The sequence below is a fragment of the Desulfoferula mesophila genome, from assembly GCF_037076455.1.
In the GTDB taxonomy this organism is placed as follows: Bacteria; Desulfobacterota; Desulfarculia; order Desulfarculales; family Desulfarculaceae; genus Desulfoferula; species Desulfoferula mesophila.
Genome location: NZ_AP028679.1, coordinates 835,772 through 861,303, shown reverse-complemented (window position 1 = coordinate 861,303; position 25,532 = coordinate 835,772). Strand labels below are relative to the sequence as shown.

At 60.5% G+C, this 25,532-nt stretch carries 21 protein-coding genes; 14 read left to right on the top strand and 7 right to left on the bottom strand.

Annotated elements, in window-relative coordinates; translation table 11 throughout:
* Nucleotide 1: 1 nt before the first annotated feature.
* From AACH32_RS03790 to AACH32_RS03780, 3 genes are read right to left on the bottom strand one after another with little or no spacing between them, the layout of a single operon-like run.
* Nucleotides 2-784, bottom strand: a complete 783-nt coding sequence (locus AACH32_RS03790; protein ID WP_338605447.1) for an ABC transporter ATP-binding protein — start codon at nucleotides 782-784, stop codon at nucleotides 2-4.
* A complete protein-coding gene (locus AACH32_RS03785; RefSeq protein WP_338605446.1) occupies nucleotides 784-1,740 on the bottom strand; it encodes a branched-chain amino acid ABC transporter permease in 957 nt (318 codons plus the stop codon). Before AACH32_RS03785 ends, AACH32_RS03790 begins: the two co-directional genes overlap by 1 nt.
* Nucleotides 1,737-2,621, bottom strand: coding sequence for a branched-chain amino acid ABC transporter permease (locus AACH32_RS03780; RefSeq protein ID WP_338605445.1), 885 nt, complete (start codon nucleotides 2,619-2,621; stop codon nucleotides 1,737-1,739). Before AACH32_RS03780 ends, AACH32_RS03785 begins: the two co-directional genes overlap by 4 nt.
* Nucleotides 2,622-2,824: 203 nt before the next feature.
* On the opposite strand from AACH32_RS03780, the gene AACH32_RS03775 reads away from it, so the two are divergent.
* Nucleotides 2,825-3,394, top strand: coding sequence for an HdeD family acid-resistance protein (locus tag AACH32_RS03775; RefSeq protein WP_338605444.1), 570 nt, complete (start codon nucleotides 2,825-2,827; stop codon nucleotides 3,392-3,394).
* Nucleotides 3,395-3,451: 57 nt separating this feature from the next.
* Nucleotides 3,452-4,099, top strand: coding sequence for a hypothetical protein (locus AACH32_RS03770; protein ID WP_338605443.1), 648 nt, complete (start codon nucleotides 3,452-3,454; stop codon nucleotides 4,097-4,099).
* On the opposite strand, the gene AACH32_RS03765 is transcribed toward AACH32_RS03770, so the two are convergent.
* The 3 genes from AACH32_RS03765 to AACH32_RS03755 form a co-directional block, all read right to left on the bottom strand.
* On the bottom strand, nucleotides 4,100-5,611 hold the full coding sequence (locus tag AACH32_RS03765) for an SUMF1/EgtB/PvdO family nonheme iron enzyme (RefSeq protein WP_338605442.1): 1,512 nt from the start codon (nucleotides 5,609-5,611) through the stop codon (nucleotides 4,100-4,102).
* Nucleotides 5,608-5,808, bottom strand: coding sequence for a hypothetical protein (locus tag AACH32_RS03760; protein WP_338605441.1), 201 nt, complete (start codon nucleotides 5,806-5,808; stop codon nucleotides 5,608-5,610). The genes AACH32_RS03765 and AACH32_RS03760 overlap by 4 nt, the downstream gene beginning before the upstream one ends.
* A gap of 135 nt (nucleotides 5,809-5,943) precedes the next feature.
* The gene (locus tag AACH32_RS03755; RefSeq protein WP_338605440.1) at nucleotides 5,944-7,698 is read right to left on the bottom strand and encodes a chloride channel protein; all 1,755 of its coding nucleotides are present in this window, start codon (nucleotides 7,696-7,698) and stop codon (nucleotides 5,944-5,946) included.
* 464 nt (nucleotides 7,699-8,162) lie between these two features.
* Between AACH32_RS03755 and AACH32_RS03750 the strand changes: the two genes are divergently transcribed.
* The 12 genes from AACH32_RS03750 (at nucleotide 8,163) to AACH32_RS03695 (ending at nucleotide 23,726) form a co-directional block, all read left to right on the top strand.
* Complete coding sequence (locus AACH32_RS03750) at nucleotides 8,163-9,200, top strand: lysophospholipid acyltransferase family protein (protein ID WP_338605439.1); 1,038 nt, start codon at nucleotides 8,163-8,165, stop codon at nucleotides 9,198-9,200.
* Nucleotides 9,127-10,248, top strand: coding sequence for a mandelate racemase/muconate lactonizing enzyme family protein (locus AACH32_RS03745; protein WP_338605438.1), 1,122 nt, complete (start codon nucleotides 9,127-9,129; stop codon nucleotides 10,246-10,248). Before AACH32_RS03750 ends, AACH32_RS03745 begins: the two co-directional genes overlap by 74 nt.
* Nucleotides 10,249-10,435: 187 nt before the next feature.
* On the top strand, nucleotides 10,436-12,295 hold the full coding sequence (locus AACH32_RS03740; RefSeq protein ID WP_338605437.1) for an HD domain-containing phosphohydrolase: 1,860 nt from the start codon (nucleotides 10,436-10,438) through the stop codon (nucleotides 12,293-12,295).
* A 276-nt stretch (nucleotides 12,296-12,571) separates the two neighbouring features.
* Nucleotides 12,572-14,017: an amino acid permease gene (locus AACH32_RS03735; protein WP_338605436.1), complete on the top strand. Its 1,446-nt coding sequence runs from the start codon at nucleotides 12,572-12,574 to the stop codon at nucleotides 14,015-14,017.
* A gap of 56 nt (nucleotides 14,018-14,073) precedes the next feature.
* The gene (locus AACH32_RS03730; RefSeq protein WP_338605435.1) at nucleotides 14,074-15,486 is read left to right on the top strand and encodes a glutamate decarboxylase; all 1,413 of its coding nucleotides are present in this window, start codon (nucleotides 14,074-14,076) and stop codon (nucleotides 15,484-15,486) included.
* A gap of 243 nt (nucleotides 15,487-15,729) precedes the next feature.
* Entirely contained in the window at nucleotides 15,730-16,380 is a 651-nt protein-coding gene (locus tag AACH32_RS03725; RefSeq protein ID WP_338605434.1) for a TetR/AcrR family transcriptional regulator, read from the top strand.
* Between the two features lie 157 nt (nucleotides 16,381-16,537).
* Entirely contained in the window at nucleotides 16,538-17,584 is a 1,047-nt protein-coding gene (locus tag AACH32_RS03720) for a sensor histidine kinase (protein ID WP_338605433.1), read from the top strand.
* Nucleotides 17,581-18,906 carry a hypothetical protein gene (locus AACH32_RS03715; RefSeq protein WP_338605432.1) on the top strand — a complete coding sequence of 442 codons (1,326 nt, stop codon included), beginning with the start codon at nucleotides 17,581-17,583 and terminating at the stop codon, nucleotides 18,904-18,906. The genes AACH32_RS03720 and AACH32_RS03715 overlap by 4 nt, the downstream gene beginning before the upstream one ends.
* Nucleotides 18,903-19,280 carry a response regulator gene (locus AACH32_RS03710; protein WP_338605431.1) on the top strand — a complete coding sequence of 126 codons (378 nt, stop codon included), beginning with the start codon at nucleotides 18,903-18,905 and terminating at the stop codon, nucleotides 19,278-19,280. The genes AACH32_RS03715 and AACH32_RS03710 overlap by 4 nt, the downstream gene beginning before the upstream one ends.
* Entirely contained in the window at nucleotides 19,273-20,664 is a 1,392-nt protein-coding gene (locus tag AACH32_RS03705; protein WP_338605430.1) for a sigma-54-dependent transcriptional regulator, read from the top strand. Before AACH32_RS03710 ends, AACH32_RS03705 begins: the two co-directional genes overlap by 8 nt.
* A gap of 463 nt (nucleotides 20,665-21,127) precedes the next feature.
* A protein-coding gene (locus AACH32_RS03700; protein ID WP_338598789.1) for an IS3 family transposase occupies nucleotides 21,128-22,236 on the top strand; the annotation gives its coding sequence in 2 pieces (ribosomal slippage) (nucleotides 21,128-21,380 and nucleotides 21,380-22,236; 1,110 coding nt in all).
* A 242-nt stretch (nucleotides 22,237-22,478) separates the two neighbouring features.
* The gene (locus AACH32_RS03695; protein ID WP_338605429.1) at nucleotides 22,479-23,726 is read left to right on the top strand and encodes a glycosyltransferase family 87 protein; all 1,248 of its coding nucleotides are present in this window, start codon (nucleotides 22,479-22,481) and stop codon (nucleotides 23,724-23,726) included.
* A 47-nt stretch (nucleotides 23,727-23,773) separates the two neighbouring features.
* Here the strand turns inward: AACH32_RS03695 and AACH32_RS03690 are convergent, their stop codons facing one another.
* Nucleotides 23,774-25,531, bottom strand: a complete 1,758-nt coding sequence (locus AACH32_RS03690) for a tetratricopeptide repeat protein (RefSeq protein WP_338605428.1) — start codon at nucleotides 25,529-25,531, stop codon at nucleotides 23,774-23,776.
* Between the last annotated feature and the right edge of the window lies 1 nt (nucleotide 25,532).

Sequence of the window (25,532 nt, the reverse complement as noted above, 5' to 3'; positions counted from 1 at the left end):
CCTAAGCAACCAGCCCGAACTCCTCTCCCCCGCCCAGATAGGTGCGCAGCACCTCGGGGTCTTGCTGAATCTCCTCCGGAGTGCCCTGGGCGATGAGCACCCCGCCGCTGAGCACCGCCACCTGGTCGGAGACGTGCATCACCAGGCCCATGTCGTGCTCCACCAAGACCAGGCCGATGCCCTGCTCCTTGATCTTGACGATGAGCCGGCCGATCTCCAGGGTCTCGGCCGGGTTGAGCCCGGCCACCGGCTCGTCCAAAAGCATCATGCGGGGCCGCCCGGCCAGGGCCCGGGCCAGCTCCAGGCGCTTCTGGTCGCCGTAGGAAAGCTCCTCGGCGGGCTGGGCCGCCGCCTTTTCCAGGCCAAAGAAGGCCAGCATCTCCTCGGCCCGCTCCCGGATGGCCTTTTCTTCCCGCCGGAGCAACGGCAGGCGCAGCATGGCCGCGGCAAAACCGCCCCGGCTGGCCGCGTGCAGGCCCACCATGACGTTTTCCAGGGTGTTCATCAGGCCGAAGACCTGCAGGTTCTGGAAGGTGCGGGTCAGCCCCAGGCGGGCCAGCTGGTGCCCGGCCAGGCCCAGCACCTCGCGGCCGTCCAGGCTCACCCGGCCCGCGTCCGGGGTCACCACCCCGGAGACGCAGTTGATGGCCGTGGTCTTGCCCGCCCCGTTGGGGCCGATGAGGGCGGTGATGGCCCCGGCCGGGGCCTCCAGGTCCAGATCGCTCAGGGCCTGCACCCCGCCGAAGCGCACCGTCAGGCCCTTTATGCTCAAGAGAGCGCCCATCAGAAGGCCCTCCCCCCGGATCGCACCCTCTTGCCCTCCAGCCAGCCCACCAGGCCCTGGGGCAGGAAGATAAGCAACACCAGCAGGATACCGCCGAAGAAGATGTCCTTGTATTCCTCCACCACGGCCAAGAGCTGGGGCAAGGGAGTGAGCAGGGCCGCGCCGAACAGGCCGCCCCACAGCGAACCCATGCCTCCCACGATGCACATGGTCACCAGCTCCACCGACTTGAAGATGTCGAAGGTGGCCGGGGTGATGATGCCGTAGTAATGGGCGTAGAGGCTGCCCGCCACCGAGGCGTACACCGCGCTGATGACGAACACCTTGACCTTGTAGGCCTCGATGGGCACTCCCGAGGCTGCGGCGGCCAGGGGCGATTCGTGCAGGGCCTTGAGCCCCCGGCCCACCCGCGAGTGCACCAGGTTGCGGGCCAGGATCAGGCCCAGGATCACCGCGCCCCAGGCCAGCCAATAGAAGGATAGGTCCGTGGCGATGGGCTGGCCGAACAGGCTCAGCGAGGGGATGCCGGTGTAGCCGCTGGGCCCGCCGGTGATATCGTCCAGCTGGACCATGAACACGCTGACGATGAGGTTGAAGCCCAGGGTGGCCATCACCAGATAGTTGCCCTCCAGCCTCAGAGTGGGCAGGCCGAGGACCAGGGCCACCAGGGCCACCAGCAGGGCCGCGGCCAAAAGCGACAGCCAGGGCTCCCAGCCGTAGGAGCCCGAGAGGATGCCCGAGATATAGGCCCCCAGGCCGAAGAAGGCGGCGTGGCCCAGGCTGATCTGCCCGGCGTAGCCGATGAGCAGGTTGAGCCCGGTGACCACCAGCACGTTGAGGGCCACCACGTTGAGCACGTTAAGGTAATAGGGGTTGCTCACCGCCAGGGGCAAAAGCGCCAGCCCGGCGGCCAGCGCGGCCAGGGCACCGAAAAAATGCTTGCCCGAGGCGCTCATACCCGCTCCTTGCCCCCTACCCCCAGCAGGCCGCCGGGGCGCAGGAACAGCACCAGCAAGAGCACCACAAAGGCCACCGCGTCCTTGTACACGCTGGAGATGAGCCCGGCGGTGAGGCTTTCCACCAGCCCCAGCACCAGGCCGCCCACCACCGCGCCCAAAAAGCTGCCGTAGCCCCCCAGCACCGCGGCGGCGAAGCCCTTGAGTCCGATGATCACTCCCACGTTGTAGGACAGGCTGGTGATGGGGGTGATGAGCACCCCGGCCAGGGCCCCCAGGGCGCCGGCCAGGGCAAAGGAATACATGGTCATGCGGTGGGAATCGATGCCCATGAGGGCGGCGGCCGTGGGGTTGATGGCCGTGGCCCGCATGGCCTTGCCGGTCAGGGTGCGCCCGAAGAACCACACCAGGGCCACGATGGCCACCAGGGTGATGCCCAGCACCCACAGGTTTTGCGGAGTGAGGGTGGCTCCCAGCAGGCGCAGGGGAACCTCGGGGCTCAGTGGGGGCAGGGCCAGGGCCTGCTTGCCCCACAAGTGCTTGAAGATGCCGCGCATGAGGATGGAGGCGGCGATGGTGATGAAGATGAGCACCAGCACCTGACGGCTGCGGGCCGGGCGGATGGTCAGGCGCTCCATGAGCGCCCCCACCAGGGCCACGGCCACCACGGCCAAGGGGAAGGCCAGGACCATGGGCAGGCCCGCGCCCACGAAGAGGCTGTAGGCCATGAGCCCGCCCAGGGAAAGGAAATCGCCCTGGGCGAAGTTCACCACCCGGGTGGCGTTGTAGATCAGACAAAAGCCCAGGGCCACCAAGGCGTAAACCGCCCCGGTGGTCAGCCCGCTGACCACGTACTGCATTAGTTGGTCGCCGAAACCCACCGCCACACCCTTGTCGTCGCCGGAACTCCCCCATTCCGGAGCCTTGCATACCGTATACGATTCTTCCGGTATATCGGGAAACTAAGGCGTTGTCAATGTAAGCCCGCGCCCAAAGCCGCCCTTGACAGGGCCGCGTTCAACTACTCATCATGTAAACCTAAAATTAACGCCGGGAATTACAGGCCCGGGATAAGGAGCAGTTCATGAGCGCGCAGTCGCCAAACGGATTGGTAAGCGGGTTGAGCCAGGGCCTGGCTGAAGTAAAGCAACACCGCGGCAGCTTGTTGATCGCGGGGATAATCTCCCTGTTCTTGGGCAGCTTGGCCATCCTGGCCCCGCTGGTCGCCACCATGGCGGTGGTATGGATAATCGGCGCGGTGATCCTGGCCCAGGGCATCATCCAGTTGATCCACTGCTTCAAGTCGGCCCACTGGAGCGCCTTTGCCTGGAACCTATTGTGGGCCGTGGTCTACGTCATCGCCGGCGGCCTCATCCTGGCCCGCCCCTTGTTGGGAGCGGTCACCCTGACCCTGCTCTTGGGCGTCTTCTTCCTGTTTGAAGGAGCGGTCAAGGTGGGTCTGGCCATGAAGATCAAGCCCGCTTCCCGCTGGGGCTGGGTCCTGTTTTCCGGGGCCATGGGCCTGCTGTTGGGGATCATCATCCTGGCCGGCTGGCCGGGCGACACCGCCCTGGGCATCCTGGGCCTGCTGTTGGGCATCGACCTCATCTTCGGCGGCTGGTCCATGATCATGCTGGCCTCGGCGGCCAAGTAGGGCAGACCCGCCTAATCGAACCAAACCACCTCAGGGCGCCGCGCGGCGCCCTGAGGTTTGCCGCCCGCGCGCCGACCGTTTTCCGCAACCCGCGATCAACTTGGTTGCCCTCCGCCGCTCACCGACCGTTCAGGCCAGGTGCGCGACTCCCCACCTGCCGCCAAAGCTCCCGATCCCAAGCGGAAACAAATCGGTGAAGCGCCTCTTTTGCACCGGGACCTAGGGGCTTCTATCCTCGGCTCCATGATTGCTCTCCCACAAAGGAACAGCCATGTACCAAAACAGGCTGCTTTCTGGGGGCTATTGAGTGATGAAGAGAAAAATCAATTTTTAAGGGGTGCCGCTATATCAATCAAGCGACGCATGACCGACGATTTACAGAAATATGTACTTGCCAGGCTCGAAGAAGTAGACAAGATTTCGGAACTAAAGCTCAAGTATCAGGTCCGACTGGAAGTCGAAGCTGAACTTATGAAAAGCGCAAACTTTCAGCAATTCTGGCTTGATTTAAAAAATTTGGCAGTTACGCTGAACATCGTGGAGTTGATCAGGTTGAGTTATGCGTTGCAGTATGTAGGCGAAACGAAATCCATTAAAAGCAAAGCAACCAAAATAAAGACTCATCTGGACCATGCGAATCTACCCCCGGACCAACGTGAATACGTATGCAAATGGGAGCGTTTGTATCCCTATTTCAAGGCATAGCTATAAGTTTTTTCCCTCCACCTTTTCGGCAACCAGCCTGAAGCCGCTGACATCAAAGTCACGATCATCTTGGCCCACGAAGAATGAACGATGGGCACACATACACCAAACCGGTGACGCCCAGGGGCCTCCGCCGCGTACGGTGCGGGCCTGTTGCCGGGTCCCAAGATTGGCGGGATCGCGGATTGCAGCGTAGGTATTGAAAAAGGGATCATAAGCGTCTGCGCAAAGCTCTTGCGCATTGCCGTGCATGTCGTAAAGCCCCCATGGGTTGGGGGCAAAGCTTTTTACCTTTGTAGTATGGGGAGTATCCTTGCTTTTTTTCACGGCTCCGTCGCCATAGGGGTTTGTCCAATTTACGTACTTGGCTTGCCAGTAGTTGATGGTTTCGCCGGTGTAAAAGGGGCTGTCCGTACCGGCCCGGCAGGCATACTCCCATTCAGCCTCGGTGGGCAGGCGGTAACGGTATTTACCCCGGTCCCGTTCGTTCATTCTGGCAATAAACTCATCAATCTTTGAAATAAGGAGCGGCCTTACCGGCGTATCCCCAGAGTGAACTTTACTGCCCATGATCTTACGCCACATGTCCTCGGTCACTTCGGTGGTTTGCATGAAAAACGGCGTGCTGATCTCCACCCGGTGACGAGGCAGGCCAGGGAGGAATTCTTCATGCGGAAAGGAGATATCCTCATCCTTGGCGGCCATTAAGTCCGGGGCGTCGCGGTAACCCATCATGAAGCTGCCGGCGGGTATCTTGACAAACTCCATGCCCAGGCTGTTGGTGAAATGCTCCACCGGCTCGAGGCTGATGCCCACCCGTTTTTCTTGGTCCGGCCGCACCAAAACCTCCTGGGTGACCGGCTTAAACAGACTTTTCCACACCTGTAGCTTGTGCGGGCCGGGCAGCAGGTCTACGATGCCCAGCGAGCTGCGGCCCACCTCGCGGCCATCCAGGTACACCACGCAATCCGGCTGATTGGCGCTCACCCATAGGCTGCCCTTGGGGCCTTCCAGATCGACTTTTTCTTTCAGCACCGCATTGTCGCCCAAGGAAAGATAGAGCCGCTTTTTGCTTAACCCTGGGCGGCTGAACTCAACCACATATTCGCCCGGCGCGATCTTCATGCCCGGCGCGTACTTCTCCGGCCATCCCACCACGGCCACCTTGGTGTCCGGGGGATTAACCTCCAGGGTGAGACGGGCATAGGGAATGGGCTTCAGCTTGAAATCCAGGGTTGCCGGCTGGCCCGGCGCGATGGTCGCCATGCGAGCTTGCTCATAGTACCCCTGCTTACGCACCGTGATTCGGTGCCTGCCTGAAAAGACCTTGTCCTCATTCAGCGGGGTGACTCCTTTGGGGGTGTAGGAGCTGATCCAAACCTGGGCTCCGGCAGGCTCGCTGGTCACGGTGAGCTTGCCATAGGTGATGGCTTGGCCTTGCTTCCTCTGGTGGGTCAGCTTGGCGTTCAAGATGAACAGCCGGGTGTACTCCATCCGTTCCAAGGTGGTCATGTTGGGCAACACGCTCTGAACAAAACAAAAATTGGCAGCTGCAACACGTATCCGCCGTCTTTAATCCCCTTCGGTGTTTTTCTAAAACGCTTACTAAGGTCGGGCTTGAGCTTGATTATCGGCTCTTGGTCCGGAGCCGCCCACCCCGGCAAGGCCAGGCCCGTCAGGATGAAAACCACCGCCAGCGCGGCGCTCAAGATGCGAATGCTATGAGATGACATGCTCCCCCCGGAGAAAATTGTAAAAGCGCGCAATATCGGCAGGGCAATATAACAATACAAATGGGTAGTAATGTCAAGGGAAGACGAAAGGAGAGGATGCGGGGGGTAAACCTAGGTGGACTCCCCTCCCCCCAGGCCGGACTTGCGCAGCTTGCGGGTGTAGACGCTGATGATGTCGCGGTGGCTTATCACCCCCAGCAGGCGGCGGCTGCCCTGGGAGGCCACCACCGGCAAGGTGGCGTAGTCGCGCGAGGATATCTTACGCAGGGCGACGTCCAGGGTGTCGTGGGGGGTCACGGTCTGCACCTGGGTGGTGGCCAACTCGGCCACCACCACCAAGTCCCACAACTCCTTCTCCAGGGTGTGGCCCGCGTAGTCGGCGTGGGAGAGGATGCCCACCAACTCGCCGTGGCTGTCGACCACCGGGAAACTGGCGTATTTGGAGGTGAGCACCTTGTCGTGGAAGCTGCCCAGGGTCATGTCCTGGGGCACGCTGTCCACCTCGGAGCGCATGGCCTGGGCCACGGTGAGCGAGCGCAGCAGGTTCATGTCCTTGCCCGCGTGGATGTCGATGCCCCGGCGGCTCAGCTTGCGGGTGTAGATGGAATCGCGGTTGATCTGCTGAGCCACCAGGGTGGCCAGGGTGCAGCCGATCATCAGGGGCAGGATTATTTGGTAGCCCCCGGTCATCTCGAACAAAATCAAAAAGGCGGTGATGGGCCCGTGGGTGGCCCCGGCCACCACGGCGGCCATGCCCACGATGGCGTAGGCCCCGGGCCCGGCGGTCATGCCCGGCCACAGCTCGTGGGCCAGCCCGCCCATGGAGCCGCCGAGCATGGCCCCGATGACCAGCGACGGCGCGAAGATGCCGCCGGACATCCCCCCGGCGATGGTCAGGCTGGTGGCCAGAATCTTGGCCCCCACGATGATGAGCATGAGCCACCAGGCCAGTTGGTGGTGCAGGGCCAGCTCTATGCCCTCGTAGCCCACCCCCAGCACCCAGGGAAAGGCCAGGCCCATGGCCCCCAGGGCCAGCCCGGCCAGGGGGGTCTTCAGGTATTCGGGGATGCGCACGGCGTCCACCAGGTCTTCGGTCTTGTAGAGCACCGCGGAAAAAATCGCGCCCACCGCGCCGGAGGCCAGGCCCAGCCCGGCGTAGAGCAACAGCTCCCAGGCCGAGACCAACTGGTAGGCCGGCACCACGAAGGCGGGGAAGTCGCCCAGGTAAAAGCGGCTTATGGCCGTGGCCATCACCGCGGAGAGCACGATGGGGCTGAAGGTGGCCACCGCGAAGTCGCCCAGGATGATCTCCATGGCGAACATCATGCCCGCCACCGGGGCGTTGAAGGTGGCCGCGATGCCCGCCGCCGCCCCGCAGCCCACCAGGACGCGCATGCGCCCGGCGCTGACCTTGAGCACCTGGCCCACCGTGCTGCCGATGGCCGAGCCGATCTGCACGATGGGCCCTTCCCGGCCCACCGAACCGCCCACCGCAATGGAGATGGCCGAGGCCAGGGATTTGACCACCACCACCCGCTTGCGGATGAGCCCCCCGCGCAAGTTCACCGCCTCCATCACCTCGGGCACCCCGTGACCCTTGGCCTCCTTGGCCAAAAAGTAGATCACAGGGCCCACCACCAGGCCGCCCAGGGCCGGGATGGCGAGCAGCCACCACCAAGGGGTGGCGGCCAGCACCTCCAGGAAGTCGCCGTCGCTGCCATAGGCCAGGGTGCGTAAAAAATCTATAAGCAACCTGAACCCCACGGCGCCGTAGCCGCCCAGGACTCCCACCAGCACGCCCATCAGGATCAAGACGCCCTGTTCGGTGGTCCACAAGTTGTGCCGAAATTTTTTCATAAGGGTCATTGGCGGCCCTTGGGCTGTGGTGCTTTTGCAGGTTTTTAAAAATAGCACACGGGGGCAAAGCGATGGGAAGGTGATTCAAAAAATAGTGGCAATAATTTCTGAAAAAAATTAGAAAGATACGTGTTAAAATTTACTTGGCATAAGGGCAATTTAGCATATAGTATACAATTGTCTCATAAAATTGGGAATGGTAAGTCCAACCAGGGGGTATGTCCGATGCAGTTGGACCAAGGCAGCGAGGCTGACGATTCAACGGCTTTCTCCTGCCTTTTTTTGTATCGGACAAGTCCGCTGCTCCCTGAATCGAGCAACCGAAGCGGCTGGGTATAGCTGTGCCTTTTTCACGTAAGCCGCTAGGAGGATCTAGCATGAGCGTTATGAATTCAGGTGAGGCCATGAGATCGGCTTGGGGGGGGGCGCCGCGCGGCGCCGTACCAAGGTTTTCGGACGAGGCCAACCATCACGTGAGCGCGAAAAAGCGTTTCCGAGCTTGGCTGCTCAGTCTCCTCAAGGATCGTCTCAACCTCAAAGACATCAGTTCATTTTTGCAGTTGCCTTGCAACACCTGGATCTTCGGGGCGCTGCCCCCCTGGTTGAGCAGGCTCTATCTGATGGCTCTGGGGGCGTTGTATTTCAACATAGCCGCCAAAGACCGCAAAGCCATCCAGCATTCCCTGGAGGCCACCCTGGGCAAGGCCGCCAACCGCCGCGAGGCGCGCCGCCGCTGGACCAAGACCAGGTCGGGCATCTTGGATCACTACCATGAGAAGCTCTACCTGGCTTTCAAGAGCTATCCGACCATCCGCAAAACCTGCCTGAACCGGGTGAAGATCCGCAACCTCGAGATCTTGGACCAGGCCCTGGCCCAGGGCCGGGGGGTGGTTTTGATTACCGGGCACTACGGGGCCCTGGAATTCATGCCCGGCGCCCTGGCCTTCCGCGACTATCCCCTTTCGGTGATGGTGCATTGCAAAACTCCGCGCCTCAGGGCTATCTTGGACCAACGCGCCGCCGAGGCCAACACCGAGCTCATGGACCCCAAGTCCGGCGAGGTGTTTTTCACCGCGCTCGATCACCTGAAGCGGGGCCGCGTCGTGGTGACCCAATGCGACGAGATAAACATGTGGCGTCCCTACAAGGACAAGACCACCAGCTTCCTGGGACACACGGTTCCCCTGGACCGCTCCATGGACATATTGGCGCGCAAGTCCAAGGCCGTGGTATTGATGGGCTTGGTGCACCGCCTGAAGGGCCGGCGCTATGAGCTGGAACTCCTTGACCCGGCCCAGCATCCCGCCGCCCAGGGTGCCACCCAGGTCTCGGTGCAGTGCCTTTCGGTGCTTACCGACTACATCCTTGAGCAGCCCGAGCATTGGTATGAGTGGAAGAAGCTAACCCAGTTCGTCCCGGTCCCCCAGGAAGTGGTCAATGCAGATAAAACAACTGAACGCCTATTTGATTCATTGGCCTTTCACCCTGGCGGTGTCCCACAGCTTGGCTGAAAATACGGCCACCGACAACATAGTCGTGGCCATGGTGGACGACCGGGGCCACGTGGGCTACGGGGAGGGGGTGCCCCGCAGCTACGTCACCGGCGAAACCCTGGAGGGCTCCCTGCGGGGCCTGGAACGGGAGTTGGCGCCCGTGGTGCTCGGAGCCTCTCTGGAGCCGGAGCAGGCGCTGGGCTGGCTGGAGGAGAGGGCCGGTTCCCAGACCATGGACCGCCATCCGGCCGCCGCCTGCGCGGTGGAAACGGCTTTGTTGGACTTGGCCGGCCAGGCCTTGCAACAACCGGTGAGCGCCTTGATTGCCGACCAGCCTCCGGAGCCGGTCACCTACAGCGCGGTGATTCCCCTGCTGCCCCGAGAGATGCTGCCCGCCATCTTGCAACAGACCAAACAAATGCGCATCAAGCAGGTCAAGGTCAAGGTGCAACGCCAGGGGGCGGCGGAGTTGGTGGCCCAGGCGCGCGAGATCCTGGGGCCGGAGGCGCACTTGCGGGTGGACGCCAACGGGGCCTGGAGCGCGGCCGAGGCGGTAGAGGCCATTCAGGCCATGGCCTCCAGCCGGGTGGAAGCGGTGGAGCAGCCGGTGGCCAAGGAAGATTTGGAAGGGATGGCCCGGGTAGCCGCGGCGGTGGACCCGCTGGTGCTGGCCGACGAATCCATGTGCACCATGGCCGACGCGCGGCATCTGGTGCAGGCCCATGCCACTAATGGATTCAACCTGCGCCTGAGCAAATGCGGGGGGCCCGCCCGCACCAACTCCCTGCTGAAGATGGCCGCCCAGGAGGGGCAGGCCTGCATGCTGGGCTGCCAGGTGGGAGAGCTGGGGCTGCTCTCGGCCATGGGACGCCATTTCGCCTCGGTGCACAAGGAGCTTATCTACCTGGAAGGCTGCCTGACCCGCTTTTTCATGGACCGGGATCTGATTCGCCAGGACATCACTTTCGGCCCCGGCGGGCTGGCCGGCCCCCTGACCGGGGCGGGCCTGGGCGTGGAAGTGGACCCCGCCGTCCTCAACGGCAGCCTGGTCTTCAGCCTCACCTAGGGCCATATTGGGGGCAGCAAAGCCGCCAACGACACAACATATGGTGGCCATCGCAAGTTAACTGTCTATTTTGCCTGACGTTTTACAATAAGACTATTGACAACCCTAGAGACTCCATGGAAAATGGGTGACGAGCGACAAAAGTATATTTACTCGGCATTGGTCCGATTAAGGGTTGCATTGGGACGTGGAGCGGCACAATAGCTGCATAAATACGCGGGCCATTATCGACTACGTCGAGCGCCACTATGGCTCGCCCCACCTGCTCCTGCGAGGCCTGGAGGAGGAGCTGGGGGACGTAGACGATCCCCTGGCCTTTTTACGTGACTCCCACAACTGGGTGTCCGCCGGGGTCGTTACCCGCATGTACGCCAATGCGCGCGAGCTCACCGGCGACCCCCGGGTGGCCTATCAGATCGGCTTCGAGTCGGTAACCCACCAACGTCTCGGTTATATCCAGCAAATTCTGCTCAGGGCCTGGGGTTCGCCCAAGGTGGCGGTGCGGCGCCTGGAGACCATCAACCAGAAGTTCAACCGCACCAAGGATCTGGAGCTGGTCAGCGCCACCTCCGACCAGGGCCTGGTGCGCCTGCACTGGCACGAGGGCCTGGACCTCACCGAAGACTTCTGCCTGGTAAACCAGGGCATCTACTCGGCCATCCCCACCATATGGGGCCTGCCCCCCTCGCGGGTGGAAGAAACCGCCTGCTATTTCGAAGGCGATGAATACTGCGAGTACCGGGTGCGTTGGCGCAACCCCACCCTGGTGCAGCGGGTGCGCATGTTGATACAGAACCAGCGCAGCCTTCTGGGCGAGAGCCTGGCCGAGATCGAGCACGACAAGCAGCTGTTGGAGCACAAATACTCCGAGGTGCAGACCCTCAACCAGCAGCTCATGCGCAAGATAGAGCAGATCCTCACCATCCAGCAGGCCAGCGCGGCCATCCTCTCCGAGTTGGACTACGGCAAGTTGATCCCCAACGTCCTGAGCATGTTCCTGAAGACCATCGGCTACAAGCGAGCCATGATCATGCTGGTGGACGGGGTTAATCAGAAGCTGCGCTACGAAGCCGGGGTGGGCATGGACCCCAGCGACCTGGCCCCCATGGACGGCTACTCGGTTTCCATCGACCGCACCTCCAACCTGCTGGCCCGGGTGGCCCAAAGCGGGCAGCCCCTGATAACCCAGGACGCGGCCAGCCTGAACCTGAACCCCAAGAACCTGATCATCCGCAAGTATCAGCCCCAGGCCATCGTCATCCTGCCGCTCACCGCCCAGGGCGGGGTGATCGGCATCCTGGCCGCCGACCGGCCCCAGGGCTCGGCCACCGTCACCGGAGCGGACCGCGACTACCTGGAGGTGTTCGCCAACCAGGTGGCCCTGGCCATCGAAAACGCCCGTATGTACCGCGACCTCAAGGAATCCTTCTTGAGCACCGTGAAATCCCTGGCCCAGGCCCTGGAAGCCAAGGACTCCTACACGCGCGGCCATTCCGAACGGGTGACCACCTACGCGGTGCGCCTGGCCACCAGACTCAAGATGGCCGAGAAGGAAGTGGACATGCTCAAGCGCCTGGGCATGTTGCACGACGTGGGCAAGATAGCCATCGACCGCCAGATCCTCAACAAGCCCAGCCAGCTCAGCTCGGAGGACCGGGAGTTGGTGCGCCAGCATCCCTCTTGGGGCCAATCCATCATCCAGCCCCTGAAGCTCAGCCAGGCGGAAATCTCCATCGTGCGCCACCACCACGAGCGCTGGGACGGCCTGGGCTATCCCGACGGACTGTCCGGCGAGGGGATACCCCTACCCGCCAGGGTGATCAGCGTGGCCGACTCCTTCGACGCCATGACCAGCGACCGCCCCTACCGCAACGCCATGGGCCTGCGCGACGCCTTGGCCGAACTGGAAAGAGGCTCGGGCAACCAGTTCGATCCCCAGGTGGCGGAGGCCTTCGTGGCCCTGGTGCGCGAGGGCTTCCTGGACGACGTGCTGCCCCGGGTGCGCCCGGCCTCGCGCCTGCGCCATCTGGTGCTGGCCAAGCCCTGATCGCCGGCCCCCATTCAGCCTATACCCTGCGCTGCGCGACAGACCGCCGCGCCAAGCGCCGCCGCAGCAAAACTTACTCCCACACTTGACCTATGATTGTTTGGTGGCATAGCATCGGTACTGTGCGCGGGCCCGAGTTTGGTGCCCGTGTTTTGCCGGGGCTCCGACAGACTGTCTCTGCCCTCACCGACCCAACCACCCTTACCCAAGTATCCGCTTAACCCCCTCACCAGCCTTGGCTGCCCCGGGCCACGATTATCGGGAAAGGAACATCGCATGGCGGCAAGCAAGAAAATGACCGTGGGCACCATCACCATGATGACCGCGGCCGCGGTCATCAGTCTGCGCGGCCTGCCCATGATGGCCAAAGAAGGCCTGTCCATGATTTTTTACATCCTGTTCTCCACGGTCCTGTTCCTCATCCCCGCCTCCCTGGTGGCCGCCGAGTTGGGCGGCGCCTTCAGCGACAAGGGCGGCGGGGTGTACACCTGGGTGAAGGAGGCCTTCGGCTCCCGCTGGGGCTTCACCGCCATCTGGCTGCAGTGGATTCAAAACGTGGTGTGGTACCCCACGGTGCTGGGCTTCGCCGCCGGGGCCCTGGCCTATCTGTTCTTGGACCCCACCTTGGCCGACAACGGCTATTTCACCGGCAGCGTGATACTGCTGGTCTACTGGCTCTCCACCTTTCTTACCCTGGCCGGCTCCACCACCGCCGCCCGCATCACCAAATACGGCTTCCTGTTGGGCACCGTGCTGCCGGGCCTGCTTATCATCGTGCTGGGCCTGCTGTGGGTGGACCAGGGCAACCCCTTGCAGTTTCTACACTCCACGGCCGGCGCGGTGGCGGGCCATCCCCATGCCCGCCTGATGCCCCACATCACCGGACTGGGCAGCGTGGCCTTTTTGGCGGGCATCATCCTGCTGTTCGCCGGGGTGGAGGTGCACGCGGTGCACGCCAACCAGATGGCCGACCCGGCCAAGCAGTTTCCCCTGAGCATGTTCCTGGCCGCCCTGATCATCTTCCTGCTGTTCACCCTGGGCTCCCTGGCCGTGGCCGCGGTGCTGAAGCCCGAGGAGATAAGCCTCACCGCCGGGCTCATGCAGGCCTTCCATTCCCTGCTGACCAAGTGGAACATCGCCTGGCTCACCCCGGTGGTGGGCCTTTTCGTGGCCTACGGGGCCATGGGCGGGGTGATGAGTTGGCTGGGCGGTCCCAGCCGAGGACTTTTGGAAACCGCCAACAACGGCGAGCTGCCGCCCTTCATGGCCAAGGTGAACGCCAAGGGCGTGCAGGTGACAATTCTGATGATTCAGGGGGTCATCGTCAGCGTGCTGGCTTGCCTATATTTCATCATGAGCGACGTCAGCGTGGCCTTTTTCCTGCTTTCGGCCATCACCATCACCTTGTACCTGGTGATGTACATCCTCATGTACGCCTCGGCCATCCGCCTGCGTTTCACCCAGCCGCACCTGCCCCGCTCCTACAAGGTGCCCGGCGGCACCTTCGGCATGTGCCTCTTGGCCGGGGTCGGCCTCCTGGGGGTCAGCTTCGCCCTGGTGGTGGGCTTCTTCCCGCCCAGCAACCTGCCGGTGGGCAACCCGGCCCTGTACGTGGGCCTGGTGGCGGCGGGCATGGTAGTGTTCGTGGGCCTGCCCCTGGTGATCAACGCCATCAAAAAGCCCGACTGGAAAAGGGACGTGGCCCCGGCCAATCCCGAATAGCTTGAGAAAGACCGCCCCGTTGGGGGCTGCCAACCTTTTGCACGGAGATTTTTCCCATGGCTCTGCACAAGAAGGAAACCGTCCGCGACGAGTTGATGGACGACGTCTACGCCTGCACGGACGTGTGCGCCAGCATTCCCAAATACCGCTTCCCCAAGGTGGAGACCCCCGGCCAGCACGCCTACCAACTGGTGCATGACGAGCTGATGCTCGACGGCAACGCCCGCATGAACCTGGCCACCTTCTGCTCCACCTGGCTGGAGCCCCAGATCCACCAGATCATGGAGGAGTGCCTGGACAAAAACATGATCGACAAGGACGAGTATCCCCAGACCGCCGAGCTGGAGGCGCGTTGCGTGCACATGCTGGCCGATTTGTGGAACTCGCCCGAGGCGGCCAACACCATGGGCTGCTCCACCACCGGCTCCTCCGAGGCGGCCATGCTGGGGGGCATGGCCATGAAGTGGCGCTGGCGCGAGAAGATGCGGGCGGCGGGCAAGCCCCATGACAAACCCAACATGGTGTGCGGCCCGGTGCAGATCTGCTGGCACAAGTTCACCCGCTATTGGGACGTGGAGCACCGCGAAATCCCCATGCAGGGCGACCGGCTCATCATGACCCCGGAGGTGGTGGCCGACTACTGCGACGAGAACACCATCGGGGTGGTTCCCACCCTGGGGGTCACCTACACCGGCCAGTACGAGGACGTCAAAGGCATCAGCCAGGCCCTGGACAAGCTGCAGGCCGACAAGGGCTGGGACATCCCCATCCACGTGGACGGAGCCAGCGGCGGCTTCTTGGCCCCCTTCCACGACCCGGACCTGGAGTGGGACTTCCGCCTGCCCCGGGTGAAGTCCATCAACACCTCGGGCCACAAGTTCGGCCTGTCGCCCCTGGGTGTGGGCTGGGTTATCTGGCGCGACGCGGCGGAGCTGCCCGAGGAGCTGATCTTCAACGTAAACTACCTGGGCGGCAACATGCCCACCTTTGCCCTGAACTTCTCCCGGCCCGGCGGCCAGATCGTGGCCCAGTACTACAACTTCCTGCGCCTGGGCCGAGAGGGGTACAAGAAAATCCAGGACGCCTGCTACGAAACCGCGGTGTATTTGGGCGAACAGATGGAAAAGCTGGGGCCCTTCGAGGTGATCTACAACGGCAAGGGCGGCATCCCGGCCCTCTTGTGGACCTTCAAGGCGGGCGCGGAGCCCGGCTACAGCCTCTACGACCTCTCCGACCGCCTGCGCAGCCGGGGATGGCAGGTGCCGGCCTATTCCATGCCCCCCGAGCGCGAAGACATGGTGGTGTGCCGCGCCCTGATCCGCCACGGGGTGAGCCGCGATTTGGCCGATCTGCTGTTGGACGACATCAAGCGCGCCCTGGACTACTTTGCCAAGCACCCGGTGAGTACGCCCCTGGACGAGTCCGAGGCGGGCAGCTTCTCCCACACCGGCAGAAGCGTGAAGAAATAACCGCAGCATGCCGCGTGGCCGGGAACCGATCCCGGCCACGCGGCGGCCGCTCATCCATGCCTTGACAGGTAGCCATTTTTAAGTAACGATGTTTCGGTCGCTGGCCCAACGATGAAATATTTTGGACAACTTATGCTGTGCTCCCCCAAATCGCCAAGTTTTTGCGGCATCCGCCAAGCGTAATAATGTTCCGCGCCTTGGCATGGCCCAACGCGGTGTCAAGGCGAAACCAGGGGAGAGGTCATGTCAGCCTTATACGCGGTCAGGACCGGACACCGCCGGCCCCAGGATCTATTTGAACCCAATTTGCACGATCGCCTGCAGACCGCGGTGATGGAAGTTTTCTCCGAGTCCGATTTCCACCGGGCCAGCGTGCGCACCCTGGCCAAAACCGCCGGCGTCAGCTTCAGCACAATCTATAAGCACTACCGCAGCAAGGAAGAACTTTTATTCGCCTTTGTGGACCAATGGATGGAAGGGCTCACCGAGCGCATCGTCGACCATCTCCAAGGCATCGAGGATCTCAAGGAAAAGCTGCGCAAGGTTTTCTGGCTGCAGCTCGACTACTACGAACGCAATCCCGGCTTGGGGCGCATCATCTTCATGACCGTGCCTTTGATCACCTGGATGAACGACCACACCTTTGCCCAGAAAAAAATGATCATCTTGTACCTGGAGACCCTGCGCCAGGGCCAAGAGCATGGCATCCTCAACTCCCAGGTGCGCCCCCAGGTGCTTTTGGACTTCATGCACGGGCTGGTGCAACGCAGCTTCTTCATGTGGATATACCGCGGCCAACAAGACAGTCTGCGGGGCCAATCCAACCAGCTTTTTGAAATGGTTTGGCGGGCCATAAGCGCTCCGGGCCACCAGGCAGGGGCGGACGCGGCCTGAGCCCGCGCCGCGCACTGGCCAGCCCGTAGCGCTTTGGTATATGTTGATGCCGGTTGTTGCAGATCCAGGCTTCCGGGCTCGGGCGCCCGGGGCCCGGGGGTTCCACCCAAACGGCTTGCCGTGAAACCGGTAACTCATTCAGTCGAGGAGACGTGCCTTGAGCCTACCCGACTATCATACCCGCTTTCTCCTGGCCACCTCGGTGGGGCGGGACGCGGTGGTGGTCATAACCGAGGGCAAGCTGAGTTACATCAACCCAGCCGGCGAGAACCTTATGTCCCGCGAACTGGGCGAACTGCGCCAGATGCCCCCCGGGGAATATATCGACCCCCCACCCCCCAAAATCGAACAAGGCGGCGAAGGGGCCTTCATAAGCCGGATAAAAACCGCCAAGGGCCCCGGCCCCCTGGTGGAAGGCCTGGCCTTCGGGCTGGAGGACGGCACCCAAATGTGGGTATTTCGGGAAAACCTTTCCCTGGCCGAGTTGGGCTCTTTGACCGCGGGGCTTTTGCACAACCTGGCCGGGCCGCTCAGCGTCATCCGCTCCTCGGCCGAGATGGCCACCAATAAATTGGAGGAAGTGCTGCGCCGCCCCCACGACTTATCTCCAGACGTGGAGAATTGGGCCTCGTCCCTGAACCGCGGCAGCCAAAGAATCATCGCCCAGGTGGACCAGATCACCTCCAACACCCGCGATCTCATGGCCAAGATAGAAGGCGACGCCCGCCAGCACCGCCAAGCGCTAGACCTGAACGAACTGTTGCAGGCGGAGGTGGCGTTTTTGAAAAACGACCTGGAGATCAAACACGGCGTGGAGGTATCTTGGGATCTCGCCCCCGATCTGCCCAGGTTCAATGGCATCTACTCCGACTTTTCCCAAGCCCTGCACAACATCCTCATCAACGCGGTGGAGGCCACCCAGGAGCAAAAGGAACGCCGGCTGGGGCTGGCCACCCGTTGCGAGCAAGGGTGGCTGACGGTTTCCATCTCCGACAACGGCGTAGGCATCTCGCCGGACATACGCAACCGCATTTTTGAACCTTTTTTCAGCCACGGCAAACAAGCCACCAATTCCTTGGGCCTGGGCCTGCACTCGGTACGCCAGCTCCTGATCCCCTACGATGCCCGTTATCACCTGGATAGCCGCCCGGGCCAAACCGTGTTCACCGTCAAATTGCCCTTCCAGGCGCCTTGCCAACCTTGAATTGGCGAGCGTTCAGGTACGGCGGGACCTTTTTCCTGCTGGTCACGCTGCTGGCCGCCCTGGTGCTGGCCGGCAGCTACCTGTTTTTGCGCGAGGAGCTCATGTCCGAGGCCATGAGCCAACATCGGCACCAGGTGAGCAATCAGCTCAACCTATGGCAGGAGCAGCTCTTCGACTCCAAGTGGGACTCGCTGGCCGACACCGGCGACGACGCCCGGCACCTGGGCTCCTACGATGAGGCCAAGCTGATGGCCGAGACACTGATGTGGTACGTATACCCCGACGGCCACTCCATAATCGAAGGCACAGCGGTGATCGGCCTGGACGGCAAGCCGCGGCCCGGCAAGCAGGTGGCGGTGATCGACGATACCGGCCAGGCCCTCCCCCCTGCCGAACTGGCCCGTCTGGAACGAGACAAACCCTGGTTGAGGCATCCCTGGCTGGACAGCTACGCATTCGTGATTCACGCCTTTGAGGAGGACCCCCACCGCGATGGCCTGGTCTCCCCGCTGATCCAGGCTCCGGGCAGACTGGTGTTCGTCATCGCCGCCCCTTGGCGCGACCGGGACGGCGCGCTCCGGGGAGCGGTTATCCAGCAGATGTCCATCAAGCAGGTTTTCAGCGATATCATCGAGCCGGGCGCCCAGGGGGTGAGCCTGTGGATCATGGACAGCAACGGCACCCTGGGAGTGGCCACGGACTCCCTGGCCCAGGCCAGCGCCAAGGCTTTCCTTGCCTCGGCCACTCTGCCCCGGGCCCTCGCCCAAGGGCGCAAGGCCGTCCAGTCCGGCAAATTCGGGGCCAGTGGAGGCATGGCGCAAACCCTCGATCAAGGCACGGCCCAGTTGTACTGGCGCACCATTGAGGACAGCTTCGTGGTGGCGGTGGTGGAAAGCACCGTTGCCATGGGTGCCCAGGGGCAACGCACCCTGAGGCTCTTTGGAACCATCGCCCTTATCAGCTTGCTGAGTCTGGCCTGGGCCGGACTTACCTACACCGTGCTCTACCTGGGGCGTGAGAGCCGCATGTTGGAAAAGGCGGCTCTGCGACGCTACACGGGTACGCTGAGCCACCGGGTGCGCAACAGCCTTTGCGTCTTACGGGGGGAAAACGAGATGCTCCAGCACAAGCTGGCCCAACATGACGGTTCCCTGGCCCCTAACCTGGACAATGCGGCCAAAGCCATCGAAGACATCGAAGCCACCGTCTCGGAATTGGAACAGCTTAGCCAGGGTAAAGCGGATTTGGTATATGATGGCCAGGCGGGCAGCCGGAGCATGTATCGCTTGCGTCCCGTCAAGAAACGAGGGGAAGAGGCTTGAGTCTTATCTTGATAGTGGACGACGAACCCGGTGTTTTGCAGATCGTCGGCGACTGGCTGAAGACGGACGGGTACGAGGTTGCCGCCGCAGGCAGCGCCGAAGAGGCCATGGCCTGGTTTCGCCAGACCGACCGCCGGCCGAACGCCGCGTTGTTGGACATCAAGCTGCCCGGCGCCAACGGGTTCGAATTGGCCGATTGGCTGGCTGAGGACTTCGATTTCCAGGAGACGATTTTTCTCACCGCCTTTTTCTGGGAAGACGAAACCAGGCAGGAGCTGGCGGCCAGGCAACGTCCGTACTTCGAAAAGCCCCTTAAGTTCACAGACGAAGTGCTGCCTTTTCTAAGGCGCTATCTAGGCCGAAACCATGGATGAAGCGTTGCAGCCCAGCAACCACGTACTGGTGGTGGACGACGACCGGGACACCCGTGAGATAGTGGCCAGGGCCCTATCCCGGGACAACCTCGCCGTGACCCAGGTTGACGGGGGGGACGCGGCCATCGCCATGTTGGAAAAGCGGGGCTTCAACTTGATCATCACTGACTTGTACATGCCCGGCACCGGCGGCGAGGAGCTTTTGGCCTACGTGGAGGAGCATCTGCCCGGCACCCCGGTAATCATCATTACCGGCTACGGCACGGTGGGGGTGGCCGTGGAGGCCATGCACAAGGGCGCTTTCGATTTTCAGCAAAAACCGCTGAACCTGGAGCACCTGCGCCTCACCGTGCGCAGGGCACTAAATAAGGCCCAGCTCAAGTATGCGGTGGATTACCTGCGCCACGAACAGCCCTACATCCACCACCTGGATTCCATGGTGGCGCAGAGCCCGGCCATGCGCAGGGTGTTGGACAAGTTGGCCCGGGTCGCCGAAACCGACATCACCGTTTTGCTCGCCGGCGAAACCGGCACGGGCAAAAGCCTTTTGGCAGGGGCCATCCACACCAACAGCGCCCGCCGGGCCGCCAACCTGGTTACGGTCAATTGCGCGGCGCTGACCGAGACCCTGCTGGAGAGCGAGCTGTTCGGCCATGAAAAGGGCGCCTTCACCGGGGCCCACAAGGCCAGGACGGGCCGCTTCCAGCAGGCCCACGGGGGCACCCTGTTCCTGGACGAGGTGGGCGACATGAGCCCGGCCACCCAGGCCAAGACCTTGCGGGCCATCGAGGACAAGGAAGTACACCCCATAGGCGGCTCCCGCGCCATGAAGGTGGACGTGCGCATCATCGCGGCCACCAACCTGGATCTGCAACAGGCGGTGCGCGAGGGCGCCTTTCGGGAGGATCTTTATTACCGCCTGTCCGTGGCTCCCATAAAAATCCCTCCCCTGCGTCAGCGCAAGGAGGACATCCTGCCCCTGGCCGAGACGTTCCTTGATAAGTTCCGCCGCGAGACCCGTTTCCGAGACCGCAGGTTCTCCCAGGAAGCCTCGCGCTTCATCCAGACCTACCACTGGCCGGGCAACATCCGGGAGCTGCGCAATTCGGTGGAGCGGGCGGTGCTATTCGCCGCCAGTCAAGAGATAGGCCCCGCCGATCTGGGACTGGTCCGACAGGTAGCTGAAAAGGGAGACCTCCAGGGGTTGCCGACCCTGAACCTGGGCGAGCTGGAGCGCATGGCCGTTGAAGACGCCTTGCGCAAGTGTGATTGGGTCCAGAGCCGGGCAGCCGTCCTCCTGGGCATCTCCCCCCGCACCCTGTCCTACAAGCTGGACAAGCTGGGCATCAGCCACCCCGGGCTGGAGGCTCGCCGCCGTCGCTGAACGCCTCTTATTCCCATTTCGTAATTACGATATCGTAATTCGGCAAAATTCGAGGGGTCGGCTCGTGCCGGTCCCGCTCCACGCCACCAACCAGCATCGCGCGCCGCAGCTTATAATAGCTTTACTTTACAAGTAGTTACCATGTCGCGCCGGGAAGTGGGTCCTTGCGAGATCTGCGGATGGGTAGTTGGCACTGTTTGTGTATATACGATAAAGGTGAAGTACGAGGCAAACGTCCCAAGGTATTTCGGCAGGCGGAAAACGGCGTTTTAGGTTGAGCGGACCCAACCAAAAACCTGTTAGCCGCCTGCCCATTTTTTTGGCCTACAAACCACTTTCGCTTGCCGACGAAGATATGCCCTCGCCGCCCCAGCCCATGGGCCCTGTAACCCTCCCTTAAAATAGGGCCAGTTTGAGGTAGAGACTTCTGGCAGACTGAGGTCTGCAAGGAGGACTCTTCACGATGCGCAGGACCAGATTCAGCGAAACTCAGATCGTCAAAATTCTGAAAGAGGTGGAAGGGGGCAGGACCGCCAAGGAGGTCTGCCGGGAATACGGTGTCAGCAGCGCCACCTACTACAAATGGAAGTCCAAGTACGGGGGCATGGAGGCCTCGGACATCGTCCGGCTCAAGGAGCTTGAAGAAGAAAACAGGCGTCTAAAGCAGATGTACGCCGACTTGAGCCTTGAGAATCGGGCTCTGAAGGACGTCATCGAAAGAAAAATATAAGGCCAGCGGGTCGGCGCGATCTGGCTAAGTTCATGTGCAAAGAGCACGGTCTGAGCATTCGCCGGGCCTGCCGCGCCCTGAGGCTGAGCCGGTCGGTTTATGCCTACCGACCCAAGCCCCGCGACGATGGTCCGATCATCGAGGCGCTGACTTCGCTGGCAGACAAATATCCCAGATACGGCTTTGCCAAACTGTTTCAAGTAATTCGGCGGGATGGACATGGCTGGAATCACAAGCGGGTGTACCGAGTGTACTGCGCCCTGAAGCTAAACCTTCGCAGGAAGGGTAAGAAGCGCCTGCCTACTCGTGATCCCCAGCCGCTTGCAGTGCCGGATCTGGCCAATATCTGCTGGTCGGTGGACTTCATGAGCGATGCCCTGTATGGCGGCCAGCGATTCAGGACCTTTAATGTGGTGGATGATTTCAATCGAGAGGCCCTGGCCATAGAGGTGGACGTCAATCTCCCCGCCCAAAGGATAATCCGAGTGCTGGAGCGTATCGCTGCCTGGCGGGGCTACCCGTCCAGGCTGAGGCTGGACAACGGCCCGGAGCTGGTCAGTGTAGCTATGGCCCAATGGGCCGAGGAGCATAGTATCGATTTGGGTTTCACTCAGCCCGGCAAGCCCACCCAGAATTCATACATTGAACGCTTCAACCGGACCTATCGGGAAGAGGTGCTGGACCTTTACATATTTTCCCGTCTAAGCGAGGTGCGGGAAATCACGGATCGCTGGCTCAAGGAGTACAACGAGGAACGCCCTCATGAGTCCCTCGGCAACCTGACACCAGCCGAATACCTCGCTATAAATTCACCTGAAGTTTCTACTGTTGACTGGCACTAATCGGGGGAGGTTTACAGCCCGCTCTGGCGCCTCTGCGCAAAACAATGGGAAGATCCTAATCGTCCTGAATCAAGGGCCAACCGCGAGCCTAGTAAATACCGGCGCGGGCCAGGTTGAGCCTTGTAATCGGCTCGCGGCAAAATTAAGATCAAACGGTGACGTTGGAATGCGGCTTTGCTTCATGCGCACTATATAGGGAAAAGGACCACTCGAGGTTTTGGGCATTATGTTGAGCGCACAATATGAATGACGACAGGCCGCGCGAAGCTGGCTCTTTAATTGCCTTCTATTCCTTAATTGTTTCCGGAAAATGGCTTAACAGAAATCGTTTCGAGGTATACCCCCGGCTGTTTATCGCGGTCAGCGCGGCGGCCATCCTTTTCATTATATTTACATCCAGCGGCAATTTGGACTGGAGCGGCAAACCGATAGGGACCGACTTCTGCAGTTTCTACGCTGCGGGAAGTCTCGCCTTGCAAGGAAACGCCGCCGACGCCTATGACCCCAAGTTGCTGTATCTCAAAGAAAAGGAAGTTATCAACAGCAGTGAGATAGGTTATTTCACCTTCACTTATCCCCCGATGTTTTTGCTGATTCTGGCCCCCCTGGCCTATTTTCCATATTTGGCATCTCTCGGTCTTTGGTTAGGCGCCACCCTCGCCTTCTATGCTTTGATGATCAGGAAAATCTCCGGCTACAGGCAAGCCATAATCCCTGCGCTCGCTTTCCCTGCCGTTTTTTTGACAATCGGGCACGGCCAAAATGCATTTCTTACAACCGGCCTGCTGGCCGGTGCGCTCTATTATCTGGATCGTAAGCCAGATGTCGCGGGCATAATGCTGGGGTTGCTGACCTTCAAACCGCACCTTGGGATCATCATCCCCATAGTGCTAATAGCTACCGGGCATTGGCGGGTGTTTGTGGTCGCCACCGTGACCACCCTGGCTTTGGCCGCGGCTTCCCTGGCATTTTTTGGCCTGGAGACCTGGCAGGCGTTTTTTGCGAGCAATGCGCTTGCCTTTGAAGTTCTAGACAAGGGTCTGTTGCCCTACCACAAGATGCAGAGTTTGTTCGCCAATATTCGTTTAATGGGGGCAAGCGTTTCCATCGCCTATACTCTGCAAATAATTTACGCGTTTTTGGTAATTTGCATAGTGACCTGGATATGGGTCAAACCGGCGGATCGCCTATTGAAGAACGCTGCGTTGGCGACTTCCATACTTATGATAACGCCATTTCTATTAGATTATGATTTGACAATATTGAGCGTAGCGATCGCCTGCTTGGCGGTTTATGGAAGCGAACATGGCTTCAGGGGCATCCCAATCAACTTGTTAGTCATCGCTTGGCTCTCGTCCATTTTGTTTCGCCTGCTGAACGCATCAATCCCCTTTCCCTGGGCTCAATTAATGCTTTGCGTGTTATTGGCTAAAATTTATTTACTGGCGCGTGAATCGCGCCAAAACAATTCGGAGTATGATTTGTCGTGATGGTTTTTTAGAGATATAGGAGCAATATTGGGCAGCTGAGCACGAACTTATTTTTGCTGAATGATCAAAATCTCTTCCGACTTTTTATCGCCGTCCCCGCTGGACAGTGACACCACACCATCCTTATTTATAACCACGCCCCAGTTCTTATTTGGATTTTCCGGCTTATTATCACCCGTACTTTTTACATCAACATCTTTGGCGTTCTGATCCTGCTTGTCTGCACCAGCAGGTTTCTCAGCGGCTGCTTTCACCTCCTCGTTTGGAGATGGCCCTTTTTTATCATTTATGTTTTGCTGCGCCCCTGAGGCATTTTGCTTCGTTTCCGCAGTGTCGGGCTTAGCATTATTACCTATGCCTGCATCCGCTTTAGGGACGACCGCTTCAGGGCTGGCCGCTTTAGGGGCGGCCACTTTAGGGCTGGCCGCCTTAGGTGCAACCGTTTCAGGGCCGGCCACTTTAGGAGCAACCGCTTCAGGGGCGGCCGCTTTAGGGCTGGCCGCTTCAGGGGCAGCCGCTTTAGGTGCGGCCGGTTTAGGGGCGGCCGCTTTAGGAGCAGCCGCTTTAGGGGCAGCCGGTTTAGGGGCGGCCGGTTTAGGGGCGGCCGGTTTAGGGGCGGCCGGAACATCTCGAGTATCAATGGGCTTTTCAGCCTTTTCAATCGGAATGGACACTACCGAGTTGATAACCGGCGTATCTTCTTTTAAGTTGCTGACGGAAGGCGGAGTGATATTTTTTTTGCCGCTGGCGCCTGGCGCTGATTTATTTTTATTATTTTGGACCCCACCAACTTCCATGCCCTTGGGAATGTAAAATTTTCCCTTCTCCTCATTAGTCGGCCTGCCGCCGTCACCCCCCTTAATCTGCTTTAAATGTTTATTGGCAAGGGGGTAATACCTAGGGGAAAGGTATATGGCCTGCTCAAGATATTTACTGGACTCTTTTTTATTATTAATCCATAGAAGAAGCATCCCGATGTCGTGATTGGCCTTTGATTCACCCACCGATTCTTTTAGCAACCACAACGCGTCCTGCTTGTTACCCTTCTTCAACATCAAAACCGCCAGGTTGTTTTTGGCGGTGGTGTTGTTGGGATCAATCTCTAAGGCCTTGTTAAATTGCTTTTCAGCCAACGCCACGTTTCCAAGCAGTTGGTATGCAATGCCCAAGTTGTTATAAATCATTGCGTTGTGGCCGTGAATTTTTAAGGCCGTCTGGAATTGCGGTACCGCACTTTGAGGTTTCAGCTTTTGGTTGTATGCAATACCCAATGCATTGTGAGCTCTCCAAAGGTTATTATCGATGCTAAGCGCTTTTGTAAGAGCCACTATTGCGTCTTGGGTGTCACCTAGGCTTAGTTGAGCCAGCCCCAGCCCCTCTTGATATTCAGCAGAGCCTGGCTTTTTCTCGCAAAGATACAAAAAAAGTTGTAGTGCTTGGTTATATTGCCCGGTCAGCAAACATATTCTACCGGCTTTATAGCGTGCCCTCAGCTTTACCTCGGGGTCTTTACTTGAAACAAAAAGCCGCTGGTATTGATAAAGTGCCGCGACCCATTCACCATTTCTAACCAACGAATCCGCTTGCTTTTCAATTTCAGCCGGGTCATGGCTAACGTAATCACTCGCCGTGCTTCCCGTGCGGGCTAAATCCTTGGTTGCCTGCACGGACAATAGCTTTTCCGCCTCACCTTTGTTCAGACGTCTGGCCCCTCCGGTCTCTTTTTCAATAGCCGCGCAGCCGGTGTACAGCGTTAAGGCCAGCAACAGGGTGAGGGAGAGTCTCACTTTTGCGTTTTTGTACATA